The organism is Micromonospora sp. NPDC000089, from assembly GCF_042899365.1.
In the GTDB taxonomy this organism is placed as follows: domain Bacteria; phylum Actinomycetota; class Actinomycetes; order Mycobacteriales; family Micromonosporaceae; genus Micromonospora.
Genome location: NZ_JBIAZT010000008.1, coordinates 110,371 through 129,791, shown reverse-complemented (window position 1 = coordinate 129,791; position 19,421 = coordinate 110,371). Strand labels below are relative to the sequence as shown.

The 19,421-nt window shown below is 72.2% G+C and carries 17 protein-coding genes; 3 read left to right on the top strand and 14 right to left on the bottom strand.

Annotation, left to right across the window (positions count from 1 at the left end; translation table 11 throughout):
- Position 1: 1 nt before the first annotated feature.
- The 5 genes from ACFY3U_RS16995 to ACFY3U_RS16975 all read right to left on the bottom strand — a co-directional run bounded on the left by ACFY3U_RS16995 (position 2) and on the right by ACFY3U_RS16975 (position 6,003).
- On the bottom strand, positions 2–1,315 hold the full coding sequence (locus tag ACFY3U_RS16995; RefSeq protein WP_387201897.1) for an ABC transporter permease: 1,314 nt from the start codon (positions 1,313–1,315) through the stop codon (positions 2–4).
- Positions 1,312–3,138: an ABC transporter ATP-binding protein gene (locus tag ACFY3U_RS16990; RefSeq protein ID WP_387201894.1), complete on the bottom strand. Its 1,827-nt coding sequence runs from the start codon at positions 3,136–3,138 to the stop codon at positions 1,312–1,314. Before ACFY3U_RS16990 ends, ACFY3U_RS16995 begins: the two co-directional genes overlap by 4 nt.
- 114 nt (positions 3,139–3,252) lie before the next feature.
- Entirely contained in the window at positions 3,253–4,323 is a 1,071-nt protein-coding gene (locus ACFY3U_RS16985; protein ID WP_387202268.1) for a BMP family protein, read from the bottom strand.
- A 265-nt stretch (positions 4,324–4,588) separates the two neighbouring features.
- Complete coding sequence (locus ACFY3U_RS16980; RefSeq protein ID WP_387201891.1) at positions 4,589–4,930, bottom strand: hypothetical protein; 342 nt, start codon at positions 4,928–4,930, stop codon at positions 4,589–4,591.
- Between the two features lie 56 nt (positions 4,931–4,986).
- Positions 4,987–6,003: a hypothetical protein gene (locus tag ACFY3U_RS16975; protein WP_387201888.1), complete on the bottom strand. Its 1,017-nt coding sequence runs from the start codon at positions 6,001–6,003 to the stop codon at positions 4,987–4,989.
- A gap of 99 nt (positions 6,004–6,102) precedes the next feature.
- Here ACFY3U_RS16975 and ACFY3U_RS16970 point away from each other — a divergent pair, with 99 nt between their 5' ends.
- Complete coding sequence (locus tag ACFY3U_RS16970) at positions 6,103–6,708, top strand: TetR/AcrR family transcriptional regulator (protein ID WP_387201885.1); 606 nt, start codon at positions 6,103–6,105, stop codon at positions 6,706–6,708.
- A gap of 119 nt (positions 6,709–6,827) precedes the next feature.
- Here the strand turns inward: ACFY3U_RS16970 and ACFY3U_RS16965 are convergent, their stop codons facing one another.
- The 4 genes from ACFY3U_RS16965 to ACFY3U_RS16950 are packed head-to-tail and all read right to left on the bottom strand — an operon-like array spanning position 6,828 to position 12,461.
- On the bottom strand, positions 6,828–8,633 hold the full coding sequence (locus tag ACFY3U_RS16965) for a glycoside hydrolase family 13 protein (protein ID WP_387201882.1): 1,806 nt from the start codon (positions 8,631–8,633) through the stop codon (positions 6,828–6,830).
- Positions 8,634–8,641: 8 nt separating this feature from the next.
- Positions 8,642–9,568: a sugar ABC transporter permease gene (locus tag ACFY3U_RS16960; protein ID WP_387201879.1), complete on the bottom strand. Its 927-nt coding sequence runs from the start codon at positions 9,566–9,568 to the stop codon at positions 8,642–8,644.
- Positions 9,565–11,205 (bottom strand): ABC transporter permease subunit, encoded by a 1,641-nt coding sequence (locus ACFY3U_RS16955; protein ID WP_387201876.1) that lies wholly within the window; start codon positions 11,203–11,205, stop codon positions 9,565–9,567. Before ACFY3U_RS16955 ends, ACFY3U_RS16960 begins: the two co-directional genes overlap by 4 nt.
- Positions 11,205–12,461 carry an extracellular solute-binding protein gene (locus ACFY3U_RS16950; RefSeq protein ID WP_387201873.1) on the bottom strand — a complete coding sequence of 419 codons (1,257 nt, stop codon included), beginning with the start codon at positions 12,459–12,461 and terminating at the stop codon, positions 11,205–11,207. Before ACFY3U_RS16950 ends, ACFY3U_RS16955 begins: the two co-directional genes overlap by 1 nt.
- A gap of 198 nt (positions 12,462–12,659) precedes the next feature.
- Here ACFY3U_RS16950 and ACFY3U_RS16945 point away from each other — a divergent pair, with 198 nt between their 5' ends.
- Together ACFY3U_RS16945 and ACFY3U_RS16940 are read left to right on the top strand one after the other, a co-directional pair.
- Positions 12,660–13,748, top strand: coding sequence for a LacI family DNA-binding transcriptional regulator (locus tag ACFY3U_RS16945; RefSeq protein WP_387201870.1), 1,089 nt, complete (start codon positions 12,660–12,662; stop codon positions 13,746–13,748).
- A 274-nt stretch (positions 13,749–14,022) separates the two neighbouring features.
- Positions 14,023–15,657, top strand: coding sequence for a glycoside hydrolase family 13 protein (locus ACFY3U_RS16940; RefSeq protein ID WP_387201867.1), 1,635 nt, complete (start codon positions 14,023–14,025; stop codon positions 15,655–15,657).
- A 205-nt stretch (positions 15,658–15,862) separates the two neighbouring features.
- Here the strand turns inward: ACFY3U_RS16940 and ACFY3U_RS16935 are convergent, their stop codons facing one another.
- The 5 genes from ACFY3U_RS16935 to trpS all read right to left on the bottom strand — a co-directional run bounded on the left by ACFY3U_RS16935 (position 15,863) and on the right by trpS (position 19,419).
- On the bottom strand, positions 15,863–16,303 hold the full coding sequence (locus ACFY3U_RS16935; protein ID WP_387201864.1) for a hypothetical protein: 441 nt from the start codon (positions 16,301–16,303) through the stop codon (positions 15,863–15,865).
- A 117-nt stretch (positions 16,304–16,420) separates the two neighbouring features.
- Complete coding sequence (locus ACFY3U_RS16930) at positions 16,421–16,789, bottom strand: GntR family transcriptional regulator (protein ID WP_387201861.1); 369 nt, start codon at positions 16,787–16,789, stop codon at positions 16,421–16,423.
- 1 nt (position 16,790) lies between these two features.
- Positions 16,791–17,744 (bottom strand): YhjD/YihY/BrkB family envelope integrity protein, encoded by a 954-nt coding sequence (locus tag ACFY3U_RS16925; RefSeq protein ID WP_387201858.1) that lies wholly within the window; start codon positions 17,742–17,744, stop codon positions 16,791–16,793.
- A gap of 56 nt (positions 17,745–17,800) precedes the next feature.
- Positions 17,801–18,349, bottom strand: coding sequence for a 2'-5' RNA ligase family protein (locus tag ACFY3U_RS16920; protein ID WP_387202266.1), 549 nt, complete (start codon positions 18,347–18,349; stop codon positions 17,801–17,803).
- 44 nt (positions 18,350–18,393) lie between these two features.
- Positions 18,394–19,419: a tryptophan--tRNA ligase gene (gene trpS / locus ACFY3U_RS16915; protein WP_387201856.1), complete on the bottom strand. Its 1,026-nt coding sequence runs from the start codon at positions 19,417–19,419 to the stop codon at positions 18,394–18,396.
- Positions 19,420–19,421: the final 2 nt, after the last annotated feature.

The window sequence follows — 19,421 nt, the reverse complement described above, 5'->3', positions numbered from 1 at the left end:
CTTACCAGCCCTTCGCCAGGCTCGTCTGCAACCGGGCGGCGCGGGCGGCCCGGAGCTGGAAGATCGCCTTCACCAGGGCCGGCGCGGCGATGAAGATGACGATCAGCGCCTGGAGCACGGTGACCAGCTCCAGCGAGATACCTGAGTACGACTGCATCCGGTTGCCACCGGCCTGCAGCGCGCCGAACAGCAGCGCCGCCAGCAGCACCCCCCACGGCTTCACCCGGCCGAGCAGCGCCACCAGGATGCCGTCGAAGCCGATCTGCGCGATCACCAGCGGGGTGAGCGCGTTCGCGGTCGAACCGAGCACCATCTGGCTGCCGCCCAGGCCGGCGAGCAGCCCGGAGATCACCATGACCAGCACGTACGTCCTGGTGACGCTGATTCCGGCGGTGCGGGCGGCGTCCGGGTTCGCGCCGACCGCGCGCAGCTCGAAGCCGAGCGTGGAGCGGTTGAGCAGCCAGGCGACGAACCAGGTGGCCAGCACGGCGAGCAGGATGCCGGCGTGCACCCGCAGGTCGGCGCCGAGCAGCCGGGGCAGCTGGGCCGAGGAGTCGACCGGCTTGCTGATCGCGTCGGAACGGTCCGGGTTCTGCACCCCGGCCTGGACGATGATCCAGGAGAGGAAATAGACCGCGACGTAGTTCAGCATGATCGTGTTGATCACCTCGTGGGCCCCGGTGCGGGCCTTGAGGATGCCCGGCACGAAGCCCCAGAGCGCACCGGCGGCGGCGCCGGCGATCAGCGCGACCAGCAGGTGCAGCCCCGGCGGCAGCGGCAGCGCGAAGCCGGCGATCGCGGCCAGGATGACGCCCATGGTCGCCTGGCCCTGGGCGCCGATGTTGAACAGGCCGCCGCGGAAGGCGAGCGCGACCGCCAGACCGGTGAAGGCGAGCGGGGCGGTGTAGGTGAGCGTCTCGGAGATCGGACCCATCGCCGCGGTGAAGCCGACCGCGTCCGGGTCGAAGACGGCGCCCTTGAACAGGTTCGCGTACGCCTCGCTGACCACCGTCCAGCTGGAGTTGATCGCGTCGGCCGGCCGGGCGGTGATGTAGCCGTAGGTGGCCAGCACCTCCGGGTCGGAGACGATGATCAGGATCGCGCCGATCACCATCGCCAGCACCAGCGCGAGCACCGTCACGGTGACCGTGTTGGCCGCCCAGAGGTTGTCCAGGAACAGCCGGCCGAGCGACGGCCGGGGCTGGTCGGCTGGCGGCGCGGTGGCCGTCGCACTCCGGTCGGCGCGGCCGGTCCCGGCCAGCTCCGCCTCGGTCGCCCGCTCCTTGTCCGGGGAGCCGGGGTTGGGGTTGCTCATGCCTCGTCCTCGTTCACAGGGCGTTCGTGGGCCGGCGCCGCACCGCCGACGGCCGCACCGCCGCCGGGTGCGGCGTGCCCGCCGGTCGGGGCCGCGCCGCCTCCGGCGGCCGGCTCACCGCCGGTCGGGGCCGCGTCGTTTCTGGCGGCCGGCTCACCGCCGACGGGGGTCGCGTCGTTTCTGGCGGCCGGCTCACCGCCGACGGGGGTCGCGTCGCCCGGGGCGGTGTCCGGGGTGATGCCGGCCATCAGCAGGCCGATCTCCTCGCGAGGGGTGTCCGGGCCGACGATGCCGATGACCCGGCCGCGGTACATCACTGCGATCCGGTCGGCCAGCCCGATCACCTCGTCCAGCTCGCTGGAGACGACCATGACGGCGGTGCCCACGTCCCGCTCGCGGATCACCCGGCTGTGGATGAACTCGATCGAGCCGACGTCGACGCCGCGGGTCGGCTGGGCGGCGATCAGCAGCTTCAGCGGCCGGGACAGCTCCCGCGCGACGATCACCTTCTGTTGGTTGCCGCCGGAGAGGGTGCCCACCGCGGCGTCGGCCGAGGAGGTGCGCACGTCGAACTGCTCGATCCGTTCCCGCGCCGACTTCGCGATCGCGTCCGGCTTCAGCGAGATGCCGCTGCCGAACGGCGGCCGGTCGTAGATGTCCAGCACCAGGTTCTCCGCCACGGAGAACTCCTTGACCAGGCCGTCCACGCTGCGGTCCTCGGGCACGTAGCCGACCCCGGCGCGGAGCACCTTCTTGGTCGACCAGCCGTTGAGCTGCTGGCCGTCCAGGCTGATCGACCCGGCGAGGACGGGGCGCAGCCCCATGATCGCCTCGATCAGCTCGGTCTGGCCGTTGCCCTGCACGCCGGCCACGCCGAGCACCTCGCCGGCGTGCACGGTGAGGTCGACGCCGTCCACCGCGCGCACGTGCCGGTCGTCGTCCACCACCAGACCGGAGAGCTCGAGCATCGGCGCGCCCGGGGTGGCGGGCTGCTTGTCCACGGTGAGCCGGACGTTGCGGCCGACCATCAGCGCGGCCAGCTCGTCCCGGCTGGCGTCCGGGGAGGCGGTGCCGACCGTCTTCCCGCGCCGGATCACGGTGATCCGGTCGGCGATGGCCTTGACCTCGCCGAGCTTGTGGGTGATGAAGACGATCGACTTGCCGGCGGCCTTGAGCGACCGCATGACCGTGAGCAGCTCCTCGGTCTCCTGCGGGGTGAGCACCGCGGTCGGCTCGTCCAGGATGAGCAGGTCGACATCGCGGGTGAGCGCCTTGACGATCTCCACCCGCTGCTGGATGCCGACCGGCAGGTCCTCGATCACCGCGTCCGGGTCGACCCGCAGGTTGTACCGCGCGGAGACCTCGGCCACCTCGCGGCGGGCCCGGCGGCGGTCCAGGAAGCCGGCGATGCCGCCCCGGACCTGCTCGGCGCCGAGCATGATGTTCTCCGCGACGGTGAAGACCGGCACCAGCATGAAGTGCTGGTGCACCATGCCGATCCCGGCGCCGATCGCGTCGGACGGGCCCTTCAGCTTCAGCGGCTGGCCGTCGACGAGGATCTCGCCCTCGTCGGGCTGGTAGAGCCCGTAGAGGACGTTCATCAGGGTCGACTTGCCGGCGCCGTTCTCGCCGAGCAGGGCGTGGATCTCTCCAGGCTCCACCGTCAGGTCGATGTGGTCGTTGGCGACCAGATCACCGAACCGCTTGGTGATGCCGCGCAGTTCGAGTCTCAGCGCAACCTCCTGGAGTGCGAGCGATGGTGCAGCGTAGCTGCCGGTAGCCGGGCGGCCGGGGCCGGCGGTGGCCGGCCGGTGGTGCGCCATCGGCCGCCCCGGGCGGGCGCGGGTGTCCCACGCCCGCCGGAGCGGCCGATCGTCATGCCTGGTGCCTGCCCGCCTCCGCTGTCGATGATCCCATCGCGGTGACCGGGCGGTCGGTCACTTGGTCGGCTGAGCCTTCGAGGTGACCGTGACGGTGCCGGCGGCGATGTCCGCCTTGAGCTTGTCGACCTCGGCCTTGAGGTCCGCGGGGACCTTCGAGTCGAAGTCGTGGTACGGGGCGATGGACACGCCGTTGTTCGCCAGGGTGCCGACGAAGCCCGGCTTGGCCTGCAGCTTCTCGCCACCGGCGGCCTTCAGCACGGCCTCCTTCACGGCGTCCGGGATGTTCTTGACGACCGTGGTCACGATCGCGGAGCAGTCCGGGGTGCTCTCGCAGCCGTCGACGTCCACCCAGACGACCGAGTACTTGCCGCCCGAGGCCTTGGCCGCGGCGGTGGTGCCGAGGCCGGCGCCGCCGGCGACCGGCATCACGATGTCCGCGCCCTGGGCGACCAGGGTGTCGGAGACCTTCTTGCCCTCGTCCTGCTTGACGAAGTCGTTGGTGAAGGAGCCCTTCTGGGTCGCCTTGTCCCAGCCCAGCACCTGGACGTTCTTGCCCTTGGCCTTGTTGTAGTAGGCCACGCCGTCGGCGAAACCGTCCATGAAGATGGTCACCGGCGGGATCGGCAGGCCACCGTAGGTGCCGACCTTGCCGGTCTTGCTCAGCCCGGCGGCCAGGTAACCGGCCTGGAAGGCGGCCTGCGCGGTGTCGAACTGCATCGGGTAGACGTTGTCCACGCCCGGGTTCGCGTCCACGATCGCGAACTGCTGGTCCGGCTTGGCCGCGGCGGCCTTCTTGGTGGCGTCCTGCATCAGGCCACCGACGGCCAGGATGAAGTCGCACTTCTGGTTGACGAACCCGGTCAGGTTGACCTCGTAGTCCGCCTCGGCCTTCGACTGGACGTTCTTGATGTCGATGTTGCTGTTCGCCTTCTGCGCCTCCTGCAGGCCCTTCCAGGCGGAGGTGTTGAAGGACTTGTCGTCGATGCCGCCGACGTCGGTCACCATGCAGGCGCTGTACTTCTTGCCGCCGGTGCCGCCGGCGTTGTTGTCGTCCTTGGGGGCCTCACCACACGCGGCGGCGCCCAGCACGAGCCCACCCGCCACGAAGGCGGAGGCGATCCGCATCCCACGCACAGAGCGCAAGACGTCTCCTTCCCATTGCACACCGCGCCTTGTGCGGTGGCAGCCCTTTGACCGACGAGCGCTGTGCTGCCGGCATCCCACGTTACGGACGGGAGCGTACGCCCGCGCCCACCCACCGGCCGACAATCGTGCCCGACTGTTGAACGCCTGTTATCCGGGCGTAACCCGGGCGTGGGGTAGATCACCCCGGACGCTGCTAATGCGCCGTTCGGCACGTTTCACCGGCGTCGCGACCCGGCCTGCGGGGCTACCGCCAGAAGACCGCCACCGCCGCGTTGAGCAGGGTCAACCCGATGATCGCCAGGAAGTGGCCGCGGGCTACCTGCTCCCGCTTGCGGGAGAAGAAGACCATGACAAAGATCAGCAGGGCCAGCACCAACTTGGTAACAAGCTTGGCGGGCGCCGGCTCGTCCCCGTCGCGCAGCGGCGCGGCGAGGCCGAGACCGGTCAGCAGGCCGATCACCGAACCCCAGAGCATGGCCGCGTTGATCCGCAGCCGGCCGCTGACGTACTGGGCGATCGACCCGCCGAGCAGCAGGGCGAAACCGATCAGATGGACATAGAGAAGGACCAGCCGGAGAGCTTCCACGCCGGCCATCCTGCCCCATCAACGACGGGTTGTAGTAGCACCCCCGCCGACTGAGCTCAATCCGTGATCTCGACCGGCTGCCGCGCCGGCCGCTCCGGTCCCCGATCCGGCACGGGCCCGGCCGGGCGGAACCGGCCGACCAGCACCAGCAGCACGCCGAGCAGCGCGTACCCGCCGAGCACCACCAGCGACCGGCCGGCGCCCGCGCCGTCGAAGAAGGCCGCCGAGCGCAGCAGCGTGGCACCGGCACCCGCGGGCAGGAACTGCCCCACCGTCCCCCACGGCTGAGGCAGCAGCTCGGGGGCGGAAGTGACCCCGGACAGCGGGTTGCCGACCAGGAACACCACCAGCGCGCCGAGACCCACGCCGGGGCCGCCGAGCAGCGCCCCGAGCCCGGCCACGGTGCCCGCGGCGGCCAGCGCGATCAGCCCGACCGCGCCCGCCTCGCGCCAGTAGTCGCCGTTCAGCACGCCGAGCCAACCGTGCAGCACCGCCGCGCCGACCGGGCCGGCGAGCACGGCGTACCCGAGCAGGCCGAGCAGGCGCGCACCCCGGCCGGCGACCAGGAAGGTGAGCAGCGCGCCGGCCAGCATGCTGGTGAGCGCCAGCGGCAGGAAGCCGGCGGCGAAGCCGGCGCCCCTCGGGTCGTCGGGATCGGCCGGGACCACCTCCACCACCGGCACCGGCCGGCCGGCGGAGAGCCGGGTCGAAGCCTCGGTGAGCAGCGCGGCGACGGTCGGGCCGGCGGCCGGGGCGGTGTGCAGGGCGACGCCGTCCGGGCCGACGACGAAGGCGGCGTACACCTCGCGGTCGCGCAGCGCGGCGTCGGCCGCCGCCGCGTCCGGCAGCGTGCGGACGTCGAACGCGCCGGGCTGCGCGGTGGCGAGCCGGCCGGCCAGCTGGGCGGCGGCGGGCGGCGGCCCGGCGACGGCGACCGGCAGGTCGCGCGGCGCGAGGTGCGCGGCGGGCGCCGCGAACAGGGGTACGAGCAGCGCCTGCGCGAGCACCGCCAGCGCGGCGACCAGGACGGCGAGCAGCCACGGGGAGCGGACCCGGGCCGGTGCTGTGGACATTCCGTGCTCCTCAAAACGAATGCTCGTTCTCTTTGAGGCCAGCGTGCACCCCGCCACTGTCCGCCGTCAAGAACGAGCGTTCGTTTTACACTGTGTGGCGTGCCACGCGTATCGGACGAACACCTCGCCGCCCGCCGTCAGCAGATCCTCGACGCGGCCCGGCGCTGCTTCCTGCGCGACGGCTTCCACCACACGTCGATGCAGGACGTGATCGCCGAGGCGGGCCTGTCGGTCGGCGCCGTCTACCGCTACTTCCCCAGCAAGAACGACCTGATCACGGCCATCTCCCAGGCGGTGATCGGCGGCGCCGAGGAGGTCATCGGCGGTCTCGCCCGGCAGGAGCCGGTGCCGACGGTGGTCGAGGCGCTGGATCTGGTGCTGGCGTACGTCGACCGGCAGGTCGGGGACGAGGGCGTGCTCCGGCTCGCCCTGCAGGTCTGGGGCGAGGCCCAGCGCGACCCGACGCTGGCGACGTTCGTCCGGGCCACCTACTCCGGCTTCCGCGACCACTGGGAGGTCTACGTCCGCCGCGCCCAGCAGGCCGGTGAGCTGCCGGCGGACGCCGACCCGGAGGCGGTCGCCGCCGTCCTGTTCGGCATGGTCCCCGGCTACTTCACCCAACGCATCCTCACCGGCGGCCCCGACCGCCGCACCTACCTTGCCGGCGCCCACGCCCTCCTCACCCACCCCACCCCCCACCCCTGACCCTGACCCTGACCCCCGCCGATCTTGCACTTGCTAACCCGGCAAAAGGCGCGAAAGGCGCATACCAGGGGCCGAAGCTGCAAGATCGGCGGGGGAAGGGTGGGGGCGGGGCGGGTGGGTCAGGTCAGGCGCCAGGCCTGGAAGGTGGGGCCGTCCGGGGGGAGGGTGACCAGGCCGTCGGCGTCGGGGCGTAGGGGCGGGGCGGCGCCGTAGACGTTCTCGGCGGGCGGGAGACCGGTGAGGCGGAGGGGGGTGCCGGGGGCGCGGCGGGCCAGCAGCAGCACCGAGCCGGTGGGGGCCTCGCGCAGGAAGACCAGGGTGTCCGGGTCGGCGTACACCCGGCGCAGGCCGCCGTGGCGCAGCGCCGGCTCGGCGCGACGCAGCGCGAGCAGCGACAGGTACGCCTCGAACGTGCCCCGGTCCCAGCTGGCCGGCCGGTGCCACGGCATCGGGGTACGCGACCCCTCCCCGTTCGTGCCGGTCAGCCCCAGCTCGTCCCCCGCAAAGATCACCGGGGTGCCCGGCATGGTGGCCAGCAGCCCGGCGGCCACCTCCTGCCGGGCGGCGTCGCCGACCACGGTGCGGATCCGGGCCGAGTCGTGCGAGCCGAGCAGCTGCCAGGAGTGCGTGTACGACCGCCAGGAGATCAGCGAGCGGTACGCGTCCATGGTGGCCAGCACCGCCCCCGCGTCCCGCCGGGCCACCCCGCCGGGGGTACCGAGGAAGTTCGGCACCGGGTCATCGCCGTGCCGCAGCCAGGACCAGACCGGGTCGGTGAAGCCGACGTAGTTCATCGTCCCGTGCCAGCCGTCGCGGTCCAGGTCACCGGTGTGGTCGTGACCGTGCTCGGCGAGCAGCAGCCCGTCGGCGCGGGTCTCGGCGACCACCTCGCGCAGCAGCCGCGCCACCTCGTGGGTGTACGCGTCCGCGCCCCGCCGGCCGGTCATGTTGGCCACGTCGACCCGCCAGCCGTCCAGCCCGTACGGCGGGCGCAGCCAGCGGCGCAGCAGCGAGTCGGGCGCGGTGGCGAAGCGCCGGCGCAGCTCGGCGCTGCCCCAGTTGAGCTTGGGCAGCGACTTCACGCCGTTCCAGGACTCGTAGTCACCGCTCGCCGCGTCGAAGTAGTACAGCTCGCGCTCGGGGGCCCGCACGTCGGAGGCGGCGGCGGTGAACCACTCGTGCGCGTCGCCGGTGTGGTTGCTGGTGATGTCGCCGAGCAGCCGCCAACCCCGGGCCCGGACCGCGTCGGCCAGCCGGGCCAGCGCGGCGTCCCCGCCGAGCAGCGGGTCGACGGTGTCGAAGCTGGCCGCGTCGTACCGGTGGTTGGAGCGGGCCGGGAAGATCGGGGTGAGGTAGACGGTGTTCACCCCGAGCCGGTCCAGGTGGTCCAGCTTCTCGGTGACGCCGTCCAGGTCACCGCCGTAGAACTGGTACGGCGTCTCCGGGCCGCGCCCGATCACCGGGGTGTCCCAGTCGCACGGGATCGCCCAGTCGGGCGCGGTCCGCCCGTCGGCGGCGGCCGAGCGGGCGAACCGGTCCGGGAAGATCTGGTAGATCAGCGCGTCCCGCGCCCAGGCCGGCGGCGGGGCGTGGCTGACCAGCTTGAAGTCGCCGTTGTCCGGCACGTCGTGGTCGACCAGGCCGGCGGCGTTCAGCCAGCGGTGGCCGCTCGACCCGGAGAGCATGAACCGGTAGTTGCTGACCGGGTTGCGGACCTCGACGTCGGCCCGCCACCATACGTCACCGCCCTCGGTGCGGTCCACGGTGGCCTCGGCGAAGCGTGGCTCCCCGTCCGGGGTGGTGCGCACGTGCACGGCCCGCACGCCCGCGCCGGCCGGCGCCCGGACGAAGACCGGTACGGTCCGTCCGAGCGCCGGCTCCTGCTCCGGTACGTAGAGCGCGGAGCCGTCGTGGTGCGGTTGCATGTGGACGACTACCCCTTGACGGCGCCGGAGGTCAGGCCGGAGACGATGTAGCGCTGGAGGATCTGGAACACCAGCACCGTGGGGATCGCGGTGAGCAGGGTCGCCACCGCGAAGATGCCGAAGTTCACGTTCCGCTCGTTGCCCTGGAGCATGCCGTACATGCCGACCGCCAGGGTCTTCGAGTTGCTGTTGGTGAGGAACACGTTCGCCATCAGGAACTCGTTGATCGTGCTGATGAAGGCGAGCAGCCCGGTGACCGCCAGGATCGGCGCCACCAGCGGCAACATGATCCGGAAGAAGACCTGGACGTGCGAGGCGCCGTCCATGGTGGCCGACTCGTCCAGCTCCCGGGGCAGCGTGTCGAAGAAGCCCTTCATCAGCCAGGTGTTCACGCCCAGCGCGCCGCCCAGGTAGAGCAGCAGCAGGCCCCACGGGGTGTTGAAGCCGATCGACGGCCACAGGTCGGTGATCGTGCCGAAGATCAGGAAGATCGCCACGATCGCCAGGAACTGCGGGAACATCTGGATCAGCAGCAGCGAGAGCAGGCCCACCCGCCGGCCGCGGAACCGCATCCGGGAGAACGCGTACGCGGCCAGCGAGGACAGGAACACCGAGGCGAACGACGCGACGCCCGCCACCAGCAGCGAGTTGAGGAACCAGCGCGCGAACGCGGTGCGCTCGAACAGCTGCCCGAAGTTGCCGAACGACACCCCGCCGGTCGGCACCAGCTCGGTGGAGGACAGCGTGCCGAGCGGGTTGAGCGCCGCCGAGATCACGAACACGATCGGGAAGAGGCTGAACAGCACCCCGAGCACGCCGACCAGGTGCCGCCACCCGACCTGCGCAAACCAGCGGTTGCGCCGCCGGGGGGCGTTGCGGTTGGCCGTCGGCGTGGCCCCGCCCCCGGCCACCGGGGCTCCGGTGAGAGTGGTCATGCGTAGACCTCCTCCTGCTTGCGGGTACGCCGGAAGCTGATCGCCGACACCACCGCGACGATGGTGAAGATGAACAGCGAGATGGCCGCGGCGAACCCGAACTGGGCGCCCGAGCCACCGAACGCCAGCCGGTAGGTGTAGGTGATCAGCAGGTCGGTGGCGCCGTTGGTCGGGTTGTCCGCCGGGAACGGCGCGCCCTCGGTGGTCAGGTAGATCGCGTTGAAGTTGTTGAAGTTGAACGCGAACGACGAGATCAGCAGCGGCGAGAGGGCGACCAGCAGCAGCGGCAGGGTGACCGCCCGGAACGACTGCCAGGGGGACGCCCCGTCGACCGAGGTGGCCTCGGTCAGCTCCCGCGGGATGGCCTGCAACGCGCCGGTGGCGACCAGGAACATGTACGGGTACCCGAGCCAGAGCTGCACCAGGATGACCGCCACCCGGGCCGACCACGCGCCGCCGAACCAGTCGACGTCGGTCCCGAACAGGCTGTTGATCAGGCCGAAGTCGGTGTTGAACATGTCCCGCCAGACCAGCAGCATGGCGAACGACGGCATGGCGTACGGCAGGATCAGCAGCACCCGGTAGATGTTGGTGCCGCGGACCCGGGGCGAGTGCAGCGCGAGCGCGATCAGCATGCCGAGGATGAACGTGCCGCCGGTGGAGCCGATCGCGAAGGCGAAGTTCCAGATCAGCGTGCCGAGGAACGGGCCGGAGATGTTCTCGTCGGTGAGCACCCGGGTGAAGTTGGACAGGCCGACGTTGACCTTCCAGCCTTGGGCGAGCCGGTCGCCGTCGGCGGCCACGAAGGCGCCGCGGTCGCCGTCGGCGGTCCAGGTCTTGCCGCTCTCGCTGTCCTTGACGCAGTCGCAGCCCGCGTCGTACGCCCGGACGGCCTTGCCCTCGTACGCCCGGGACAGCCCGGAGGAGCGCAGCGCGCCGCCGGTGGTGGGCACCACCAGGTCGGTGATGTCCTTGCTGCGGGCGCTGGCCTGGCCGAAGTTCAGCACGGTGTAGCCGTCCGCGGCGGTGACCTTGCCGCCCGGGGCGACGGTGGCCGCGCCCGGGTCGAGCGGCCGCAGGCCCTCGTTGTCACCGACGGAGACCGTGTTGCTCTTCGGGTCGGTGATCAGGAAGACCAGGGCGCCGGTGGCCGGGTCACCCTTGGTGGCGACCGAGAGCGGGTACTGGGTGGAGCCGGGGACCTGCTTCACCGAGGAGCTCTGGATCGCGACGATCGCGTCGTCCTTGCTACCGCGGTGACCGTCGCCGAAGTTCGTGAATGCCGTGCTGGCGGTGTAGAGCACCGGCACGATCTGGAAGGCGATCAGGAAGAGCGTGCCCGGGACCAGGTACTTCGCCGGGATGTGCCGGCGGCCGAGGTAGAGGTAGAACAGCCCGGCGGTGGCCAGCACCAGCACGGCCAGCCCGATCCACATCTCGGCCGCGACGAGCGGGAAGGCAGCCCAGATCGCGATCCCGGCCACCAGGCCGAGCAGGATCACCTTCGCGGCGAGGCCGGCCGCGGTGATCGGCGCGTGGTTCCGCGCGGTACGGGACGAGCGCGGGGACCCGGAGCGGACGGGCCCCCGGCCCGGGGTCTGCTGGGCAGACCCCGGGCCGGACAGCGACGTGCTCATTACTTGATCTGACCGGAGATCGTCTTGCCGGCGGCGGTGACGGTCTTGGTCGGGTCGGCGCCACCGATGACGGCGGCCTCGGCCTTGCCGAACGGGTCCCAGATCGCGGCCATGGCCGGGATCGCCGGGAGCACCTGGCCGTCCTTGCCGGCCTCGGTGAACTTGGTCAGGTCCGGGTCGCTGCCCTTGACCTGGTCCAGCGCGGCGGTCAGCGCCGGCGGGCGCGGCTCGGCCTGGTACAGCGCCACGGCCAGCTCCGGCTTGGTGACGTAGTTGGCCACGAACTCCTGCGCCAGGGCCTTGTTCTTGCCCTTGGCGGCGACGTAGAACGCCTGGACGCCCACGAACGGCGCGGCTTCCTTGCCACCGGCGAAGCCGGGGATGGCGGAGATGTCGTACTTGACGCCGGCCTTCTTGACGTCGGCGGTGGCCCACGGCCCGGAGACCAGGTAGGCGCACTTCTTGCCGGTGAAGGTGGCGATCGAGTTGGTGTCGGAGATCGAGCGCTTCAGCACGCCCTCACCCTTCTCGCCGAGCGCGCCGATCTTCTTGAACGCGGCGATCGACTCCGGCTTGCCCACGCCCAGGTCCTTCGGGTCGTAGTCGCCGTTGGCGGCGGTGCCGAACAGGTAACCGCCGGCCGAGCTGTACAGCGGGTAGATGTGGTACGCGTCGCCGTTCTGGCCGACCTGCAGGCAGAGCGTCTCGGTGACCTTCTTCTGCGCCTTGAGCTGCTTGCCGGTGGCGACCAGTTCCTCGATCGTCTTCGGCGCCTGGGGGGCCAGCTCGGTGTTGCGGATCAGCGCCAGGTTCTCGGTCGCGTAGGGCACGCCGTAGAGCTGGCCGTTGAAGGTGACGGCCTTGATCGCGGTGGGGTTGAACCCGCTCTTCTGCTCGTCGGGGAGCTGCACCGGGTCGATCGCGCCGTTCTGGACCAGGTTGCCGATCCAGTCGTGCGCGCCGACCACGACGTCCGGGCCGCTGCCCTGGCCGGAGGCGGTGACGAAGTTGGTCTGCAGGTCCTTCGAGACGGCCTGCACCTCGACGGTGACGCCGTTCTCCTGGCCGAACTTCTCGGCGAACGGCTTGAGGGCCGCGGTCCGCTTGTCGTCGGCCCAGATCACGAGCTTGCCACTGGCGGCCTTGGGGGAGGCGCTGGCGGCCGGCTCGTCGCTCTTGTTGTCGCCACCACCACAGCCGGAGGCGGCGAGCGCCAGGCCGAGAACGGCGACCACACCCGCGGTACGGATGCGCATCGGTACTCCTGTCGTCATGGCGGTCCGCCGGGGGAAGGGCGGTCGCCAGTGGGAAACTCTGAAAGTTCTTGCCAACCGGCGCCCAGAGTGCTGCGCCGCTGCTCTCGCGTGTTGCGGGGACGTTAGCAAGAGGTTGCAGAGAATGGAAGGGCTTGCAGGAGTGTACGCAAGACTTTGCCGTTGAGCTAAAGTGCCGCCATGCGCGCTCGACTGTCCGACATCGCCCAACAGGCCGAAGTCAGCGAGGCCACGGTGTCGCGGGTGCTCAACGACCGCCCCGGCGTGGCCCCGGAGACCCGGCAGGCCGTGCTGACCGCCCTCGATGTGCTCGGTTACGAGCGCCCGGCCCGGCTGCGCAAGCGCAGCGCGGGGCTGGTCGGGCTGGTCGTGCCGGAGCTGGAGAACCCCATCTTCCCGGCGTTCGCCCAGGTCATCGAGTCCACTCTGGCGCAGAGCGGGTTCACGCCGGTGCTGTGCACCCAGACCCCGGGCGGGGTCACCGAGGACGAGTACGTGGAGATGCTGCTGGACCGCCAGGTCTCCGGCATCGTCTTCGTCTCCGGCCTGCACGCCGACACCGCGGCCAACCACGACCGGTACCGCGCGCTGATCGCCCGGCCGCTGCCGATCGTCATGATCAATGGGTACGCCCCGGGCATCGCCGCGCCCTTCGTCTCCTGCGACGACCGGGAGGCCACCGAGCTGGCCGTCGCCCACCTGGTCGCCCTCGGCCACCGGCGGATCGGCCTGATCACCGGGCCGGACCGGTTCGTGCCGGTGCAGCGGCGGGTGGCCGGCTTCCGGGCCGCGATGTCCCGGCTGGCCGGCCTGGCCGAGGACGAGCTGGACGAGCTCGCCGAGCTGTCCCTGTTCGGGGTGGAGGGCGGCGAGGCGGCCGCCGGCCGACTGATCGAACGGGACGTCACCGGGATCGTCTGCGGCTCGGACCTGATGGCGCTGGGCGCGATCCGGGCCGCCCGGCAGCGCGGCCGGTCGGTCCCCGACGAGCTGTCCGTGGTCGGGTACGACGACTCCCCGCTGATGGCCTTCACCGACCCGCCGCTGACCACCATGCGCCAGCCGGTGATCGCGATGGCGGTCGCCGCGGTGCGGGCCCTGGTCGACGAGATCAACGGGCACGCCGCCCCGCACTCGGAGTACCTGTTCCGCCCCGAGCTGGTGGTGCGCGGCTCGACCGCGGTGGTCGGCGGCTCGGGCGCCGGCCCCGTCCCCGGTGGTCCGCGCCGCCAGCGGCCGGTGCCGCCGGCCGTCGCCGTGCCGGCCTGACCGGCTCGCCGTACAGTGCCGGCCTTGCCGGCTCGTCGTCCCGTGCCGGCTTGGCCGGTCGTCCCGCCCACCGGGACGGTGCGGCCGACAACGGCGGGCTGGACCCCCGGTGATTGCTGTCATTTCTTGCGCAAGGGCTGCTTGACTCTTGCAGCTCCGGGGCGTCATGCTGCTCGACACCGCGCCGCGCGGAGGTGCCCCCGTCCCCCACGGGGCGGCGCCGACCCGCGCCGGCACCGCCGTCCCGCGCCACAAGAAACGGGGATCGTCACCGATGACCGCCACCACCCCCACGCCGCTGACCTCCGACGACGACTGGTGGCGCTCCGCGGTCGTCTACCAGGTGTACGTCCGCAGCTTCGCCGACTCCAACGGCGACGGCGTCGGTGACCTCCAGGGCATCCGGGAGCGGCTGCCGTACCTGCGCGACCTCGGGGTGGACGCGCTCTGGCTGACCCCGTTCTACACCTCGCCTCAGGTCGACGCCGGCTACGACGTGTCCGACTACCGGGACGTCGACCCGCTCTTCGGCTCGCTCCCCGACTTCGACGCGATGATCGGCGACGCGCACGCGCTCGGCCTGCGGATCATCGTCGACCTGGTGCCCAACCACACCTCCAGCGCGCACCCGTGGTTCACCGCCGCGCTGGCCGCCGCCCCCGGCTCCCCCGAGCGCGAGCGCTACCTCTTCGCCGACGGCAAGGGCGAGACCGGCGAGCTGCCGCCGAACGACTGGGAGAGCATCTTCGGCGGCCCGGCCTGGACCCGGGTGCCGGACGGCCAGTGGTACCTGCACCTGTTCGACCCGGCCCAGCCGGACCTGAACTGGCGCCACCGGGAGGTCCGCGCCGAGTTCGAGGACGTGCTGCGGTTCTGGCTCGACCGGGGCGTGGACGGCTTCCGGATCGACGTGGCGCACGGGATGATCAAGGCCGAGGGCCTGCCGGACGTCGGCTTCAGCTCGATGACCACCGGCCAGCGCCAGTCCGAGCTGCTCGGCAAGGGCCGGCTGCCGTACTTCGACCAGGACGAGGTGCACGAGATCTACCGCGCCTGGCGGCCGATCCTGGACAGCTACCCGGGCGGCCGGATGGCGGTCGCCGAGGCGTGGGCCGAGACGCCGCAGCGGCTGGCCCGCTACATCGGCCCGGACGAGCTGCACCAGGCGTTCAGCTTCGACTTCCTGGAAGCCACCTGGTCGGCCGACTCGTTCCGCAAGGTGATCGACACCGCGCTGGCCGAGTCGACCATCGTCGGCGCCCCGACCACCTGGGTGCTCTCCAACCACGACAAGCAGCGCCACGTCACCCGGTACGGCGACGGCGAGGTCGGCCTGCGCCGTGCCCGGGCCGCCGCGCTGCTGATGTTCGCGCTGCCCGGCTGCGCCTACGTCTACCAGGGCGAGGAACTGGGCCTGCCGGAGGTGCTGGACCTCCCCGACGAGCTGCGCCAGGACCCGTCGTTCCTGCGCACCGGCGAGAGCCGGGACGGCTGCCGGGTGCCGATCCCGTGGAGCGGCGAGCTGGCCCCGTACGGCTTCGGCCCGGCCGGCAGCGAGCAGAGCTGGCTGCCGGCGCCGACGACCTGGCGGGCCCTCTCGGTGGCCGCCCAGGCCGGCGTGCCCGGCTCGACGCTGGAGCTGTACCGCGCGGCGCTGCGGGTCCGGCGCGAGCACCCGGCGCTGGCGGGCACCGCGGGCGGGGTGGTCTGGTTGGAGACCGAGCCCGGTGTGCTGGCGTTCAGCCGGGCGGTGGACGGCGCCGTGCTGACCTGCGTGGTCAACATCAGCGGCGCGCCCGTCCTGATCGAGGGCTACGGCCGGCCGGCGGTGGCCAGCGACGACCTCACCGAGCGGGGCGACGGCCACGTCCTGCCGGTGGACAGTGCGGCGTGGTTCGAACGGCGCTGAGCCGGGTAACCCGCGATTGACCTGGTCGTCCGTTGTGCTCCGCGCCGACGGGCGGCTGGGCTGCCGACCCCTTGTGGTGGGGGGTGAGGTGGCACCGGCCCCTCGGGAGTTCGCTCCCGGGGGGCCGTTGTCCTTCCCGGACCACTACCGTCCGCCGCGGCGGTAGAACCAGGACCGGCCACGCGGCGCGCCGCCGGCCGCGCGCTCAGCGACCCCGGGTACGCAGCAGCTCGGCGATCCGGGCGAAGCCGGCCCGTAGCTCGTCCTCGGTCGGCGCGGGCAACGGCTCGGGCTGGTCCCGCTCGGCCGCCTCCTCCAGCTCGTCGTCGATGACGTCCTCGAAGTCGCCGTAGAGGTCGGCCTCCTCGGTCCGGGCCGTCTCGTCCTCGGCGGCGATCTGCGCGGCGGCGATCTCGCCGCGGATCTCCTCCGCGCTCAGCGCGGGCAGCAGCGGCTCGACCACCGCCATCAGCTGCTCCTCGGCGACCACCGCCTCGGCCAGGGCCAACGCGTGCTGCCGCTCGTACGGGCCGCACACCACCGGCTCCCACTCGGCCGGGTCGGCCAGCGGCCCGAACGTGATGATCCACGGCAGGCCGAGCATCGGCGAGTCGTCCGGCAGGTCCAGCGTCACGAGTGCCCCCACGCGCTCATCATGGTCGGTCGGGTCGACGAGCCGGGTGGCATTTGCCCTATTCATCTTTTCCGGCAACTGTCGGCATCCCGGCATCCCGGCATGCCGACGGCATTGCGGCGGCACGGCTCAGCCGGGGCGGGCCGCGTCCAGGGCGGCGCGCACCAGGGCCAGCGCCCGCTCCGCCGGCACCCCGAGCCGCACCGCCTCCTCGGCGTACCGGGTGGCGGCCCGGTGCAGCCGGTCGGCCGCGTCGTCCCGCCCCGGGGCCACGTACGTGCCGTGCCGGCCCCGGGTCTCCAGCAGGCCGGCCGCCTCCAACTCCCGGTACGCCCGGGCCACCGTGTTCACCGCCAGCCCCAGCTCGGCGGCGAACTGCCGCACCGGGGGCAGCCGGGTGCCCACCGCCAACCGACCGTCCCCGATCTGCGCGGCCAACTGCCCGCGCACCTGCTCGTACGGCGGCACCGCCGACCTCGGGTCGATCTCGATCAACATCTCAACCCGCCCCGCCGGGCGTACCCGGATCGGTGCCCTCGTCGGTCACCGGCTGCTCGTCGGCCTCCACGTCCAGATCGGCCGGTGGCGGCCCCTCCGCCAGGTCGACCACCCGGCCGTGCCGGCTGGTCGCGGCCAGCGCGGCGCCGAAGAGCACCAACTGGTTGAGCAGGTAGAGGTAGAGCAGCAGGCCCACCGCGCTGGCCACCACCGTGTACGCCGGGTTCCGCTCGGTCCGCACGATGTAGTAGCGCCCCAGCGTGTTGAGCAGGGTGATCCCCACCGCGACCAGCAGCACCACCGGGCGCAGCCGGCGGCGGCTCATCCGCAGCCGGGGCACCGCGACCAGCAGCGCGGTGGCCAGCACGGCGTTGACCAGCACGCTGAGCACCGCGCTGATCGTGGTCAGCCCGACCGACCCGGTGGCCCGCAGCAGGAAGCGCAGCACCGACTCCAGCGCGTCCACCGCGGCCACCGACACACCGAGCAGCACGAAGACCAGCAGCAGCACGGCCAGGTCGAGCAGCCGGCGGACCACCAGGTTGCCCGGCTGCTGGTTGAAGCCGTACACCAGCCGCTGCGAGGAGCGGATCGCCTCCACCCAGCCGACCCCGGTGAAGACCAGGATGACCAGGCCGACCACGCCGACGGCGTTGCTGCTCTCGGCGATCTGCCGCGGGTCGAGGAAGGGCAGATTCTCCCGCAGGAAGCCGGCCGCGGCCTCGCTGACGTCGTCGTTGTTCTCCAGGATCGCCCCGAAGACCGAGTAACCGACCAGGGCGAGCGCGAAGACCGCGAAGAAGCCGTAGTACGCGATGGCCGCGGCGAGCCGGCCGCCCAGCACGTTGCCGTACAGGTCCAGCGCCCGCCAGAGGTGGTCGAACCGGGGCCAGCGCAGCCGGGCCGCGCCGATGCGGCGGTCGATGCCGCCGGTCAGCCGACCCCACGCGTCCACCACGTCATCCTCGCCGATCTGTCGTCACCGGGGGCCCTCGACGCCCACGGCGAGGGTCAACCGCCCAGCCGGAAGTCCCGGCGCGGCTGGAACCGGGCCTGCCCGCTGTGCGAGAAGAGGGTGAAGGCCTCCACCTCGAACATCGCCGAGAAGTCGGCCAGGTCCTCGTACGCCCTGTCCAGCGCCTCGGGGGCGACGTCCTGGGCGACCGTGACGTGCGGGTGGTACGGGAAGCGGGTCTCCCGGTGCAGCTCCGGCGCGTCGTTGATGGCGGCGGCCAGCAGCTCGCACTCGCTGATCCCGGCCGCCACCGCGACGAAGACCACCTGGGTGACCGGCCGGAAGGTGCCGGTGCCGCGCAGGTGCAGGGTGAACGGCAGGTGGGCGGCGGCCACCCGGGCCAGGTGCTCCTCGACGGCGGGCAGCGCCGACGCCGGGATCTCGGTGGGCCCGAGCAGGGTCACGTGCGCCGGCACGGCCAGCGGGTCGCCCGCCTCGACCCGGCGCCGGGTGAGCAGGGCGCCCCACGGCTCGGGGATGTCCACCGCGATCCCGATCTGGATCGGGTCGGCCGCACCCGGCGCCCCGGCCGCGCTCCGGGCCACCCGCGGGGCCGCCGACCCGGCCCGTCCGTCCTCCACCGGGGCCACTACTCGAAGCGGACCGGCGGGAAGAATCCGATCCGTTCGTACACGTCGCGCAGCGTCGGCGCGGCGACCGCCCGGGCCTTCTCCGCGCCCTGGGCGAGCAGCTTGTCCAGCTGCGCCGGGTCGTCGAGGAAGGTGCGGGTGCGCTCCTGGATCGGGGTGACGAACTCCCGGACCACCTCGCCGAGGTCCTTCTTGAGGTCGCCGTAACCCCTGCCGGCGTACCCGGCGACCAGGTCGTCGACGCCGCGGCCGGACAGCGCCGCGTAGATGGTGAGCAGGTTGGACACCCCGGGCTTCGTCTCGGCGTCGAAGACGATCTCGCGGCCGGTGTCGGTGACCGCGGAGCGGATCTTCTTGGCCGAGCGGGCCGGGTCCTCCAGCAGGTCGACGATGCCGGCCGGCGAGGACGACGACTTCGACATCTTCGCCGTCGGGTCCTGCAGGTCGGTGATCTTCGCGGTGTCCTTCACGATGTGCGGCGCGGGCACGGTGAAGGTCGGGCCGAACAGCGAGTTGAACCGCTGGGCCAGGTCGCGGGAGAGCTCCAGGTGCTGGCGCTGGTCCTCGCCGACCGGGACCGCGTCGGCCTGGTAGAGCAGGATGTCGGCGGCCTGCAGGATCGGGTACGTGAACAGGCCCACGCTGGCGCGCTCGTTGCCCTGCTTCTGCGACTTGTCCTTGAACTGGATCATCCGGCTGGCCTCGCCGAAGCCGGTGACGCAGCCCAGCACCCAGGCCAGCTGCGGGTGCTCGGGCACCTGCGACTGGACGAACAGGGTGCTGCGCTCCGGGTCCAGCCCGACCGCGAACAGCTGCGCGGCGGCCACCCGGGTGCGCTGCCGCAGCACCTTCGGGTCGTGCCCGGCGGTGATCGCGTGCAGGTCGACCACGCAGTAGAACGCGTCGTGGCTGTCCTGCAGCGCCACCCAGTGCCGTACCGCGCCGAGGTAGTTGCCGAGGTGGAACGAGTCGGCCGTCGGCTGGATGCCGGAGAAGACGCGGGGGCGGGCGGGTACGTCGGACATGC

What these genes read in the sequence shown, in the direction of transcription:
- ACFY3U_RS16930 (WP_387201861.1), bottom strand. Translation starts at nt 16,789, where the DNA reads ATGTTGATCGAGATCGACCCGAGGTCGGCGGTGCCGCCGTACGAGCAG.
- ACFY3U_RS16950 (WP_387201873.1), bottom strand. Translation starts at nt 12,461, where the DNA reads ATGCGCATCCGTACCGCGGGTGTGGTCGCCGTTCTCGGCCTGGCGCTC.
- ACFY3U_RS16940 (WP_387201867.1), top strand. Translation starts at nt 14,023, where the DNA reads ATGACCGCCACCACCCCCACGCCGCTGACCTCCGACGACGACTGGTGG.
- ACFY3U_RS16965 (WP_387201882.1), bottom strand. Translation starts at nt 8,633, where the DNA reads ATGCAACCGCACCACGACGGCTCCGCGCTCTACGTACCGGAGCAGGAG.
- ACFY3U_RS16975 (WP_387201888.1), bottom strand. Translation starts at nt 6,003, where the DNA reads ATGTCCACAGCACCGGCCCGGGTCCGCTCCCCGTGGCTGCTCGCCGTC.
- ACFY3U_RS16960 (WP_387201879.1), bottom strand. Translation starts at nt 9,568, where the DNA reads ATGACCACTCTCACCGGAGCCCCGGTGGCCGGGGGCGGGGCCACGCCG.
- ACFY3U_RS16995 (WP_387201897.1), bottom strand. Translation starts at nt 1,315, where the DNA reads ATGAGCAACCCCAACCCCGGCTCCCCGGACAAGGAGCGGGCGACCGAG.
- trpS (WP_387201856.1), bottom strand. Translation starts at nt 19,419, where the DNA reads ATGTCCGACGTACCCGCCCGCCCCCGCGTCTTCTCCGGCATCCAGCCG.
- ACFY3U_RS16985 (WP_387202268.1), bottom strand. Translation starts at nt 4,323, where the DNA reads ATGCGGATCGCCTCCGCCTTCGTGGCGGGTGGGCTCGTGCTGGGCGCC.
- ACFY3U_RS16990 (WP_387201894.1), bottom strand. Translation starts at nt 3,138, where the DNA reads ATGGCGCACCACCGGCCGGCCACCGCCGGCCCCGGCCGCCCGGCTACC.
- ACFY3U_RS16945 (WP_387201870.1), top strand. Translation starts at nt 12,660, where the DNA reads ATGCGCGCTCGACTGTCCGACATCGCCCAACAGGCCGAAGTCAGCGAG.
- ACFY3U_RS16955 (WP_387201876.1), bottom strand. Translation starts at nt 11,205, where the DNA reads ATGAGCACGTCGCTGTCCGGCCCGGGGTCTGCCCAGCAGACCCCGGGC.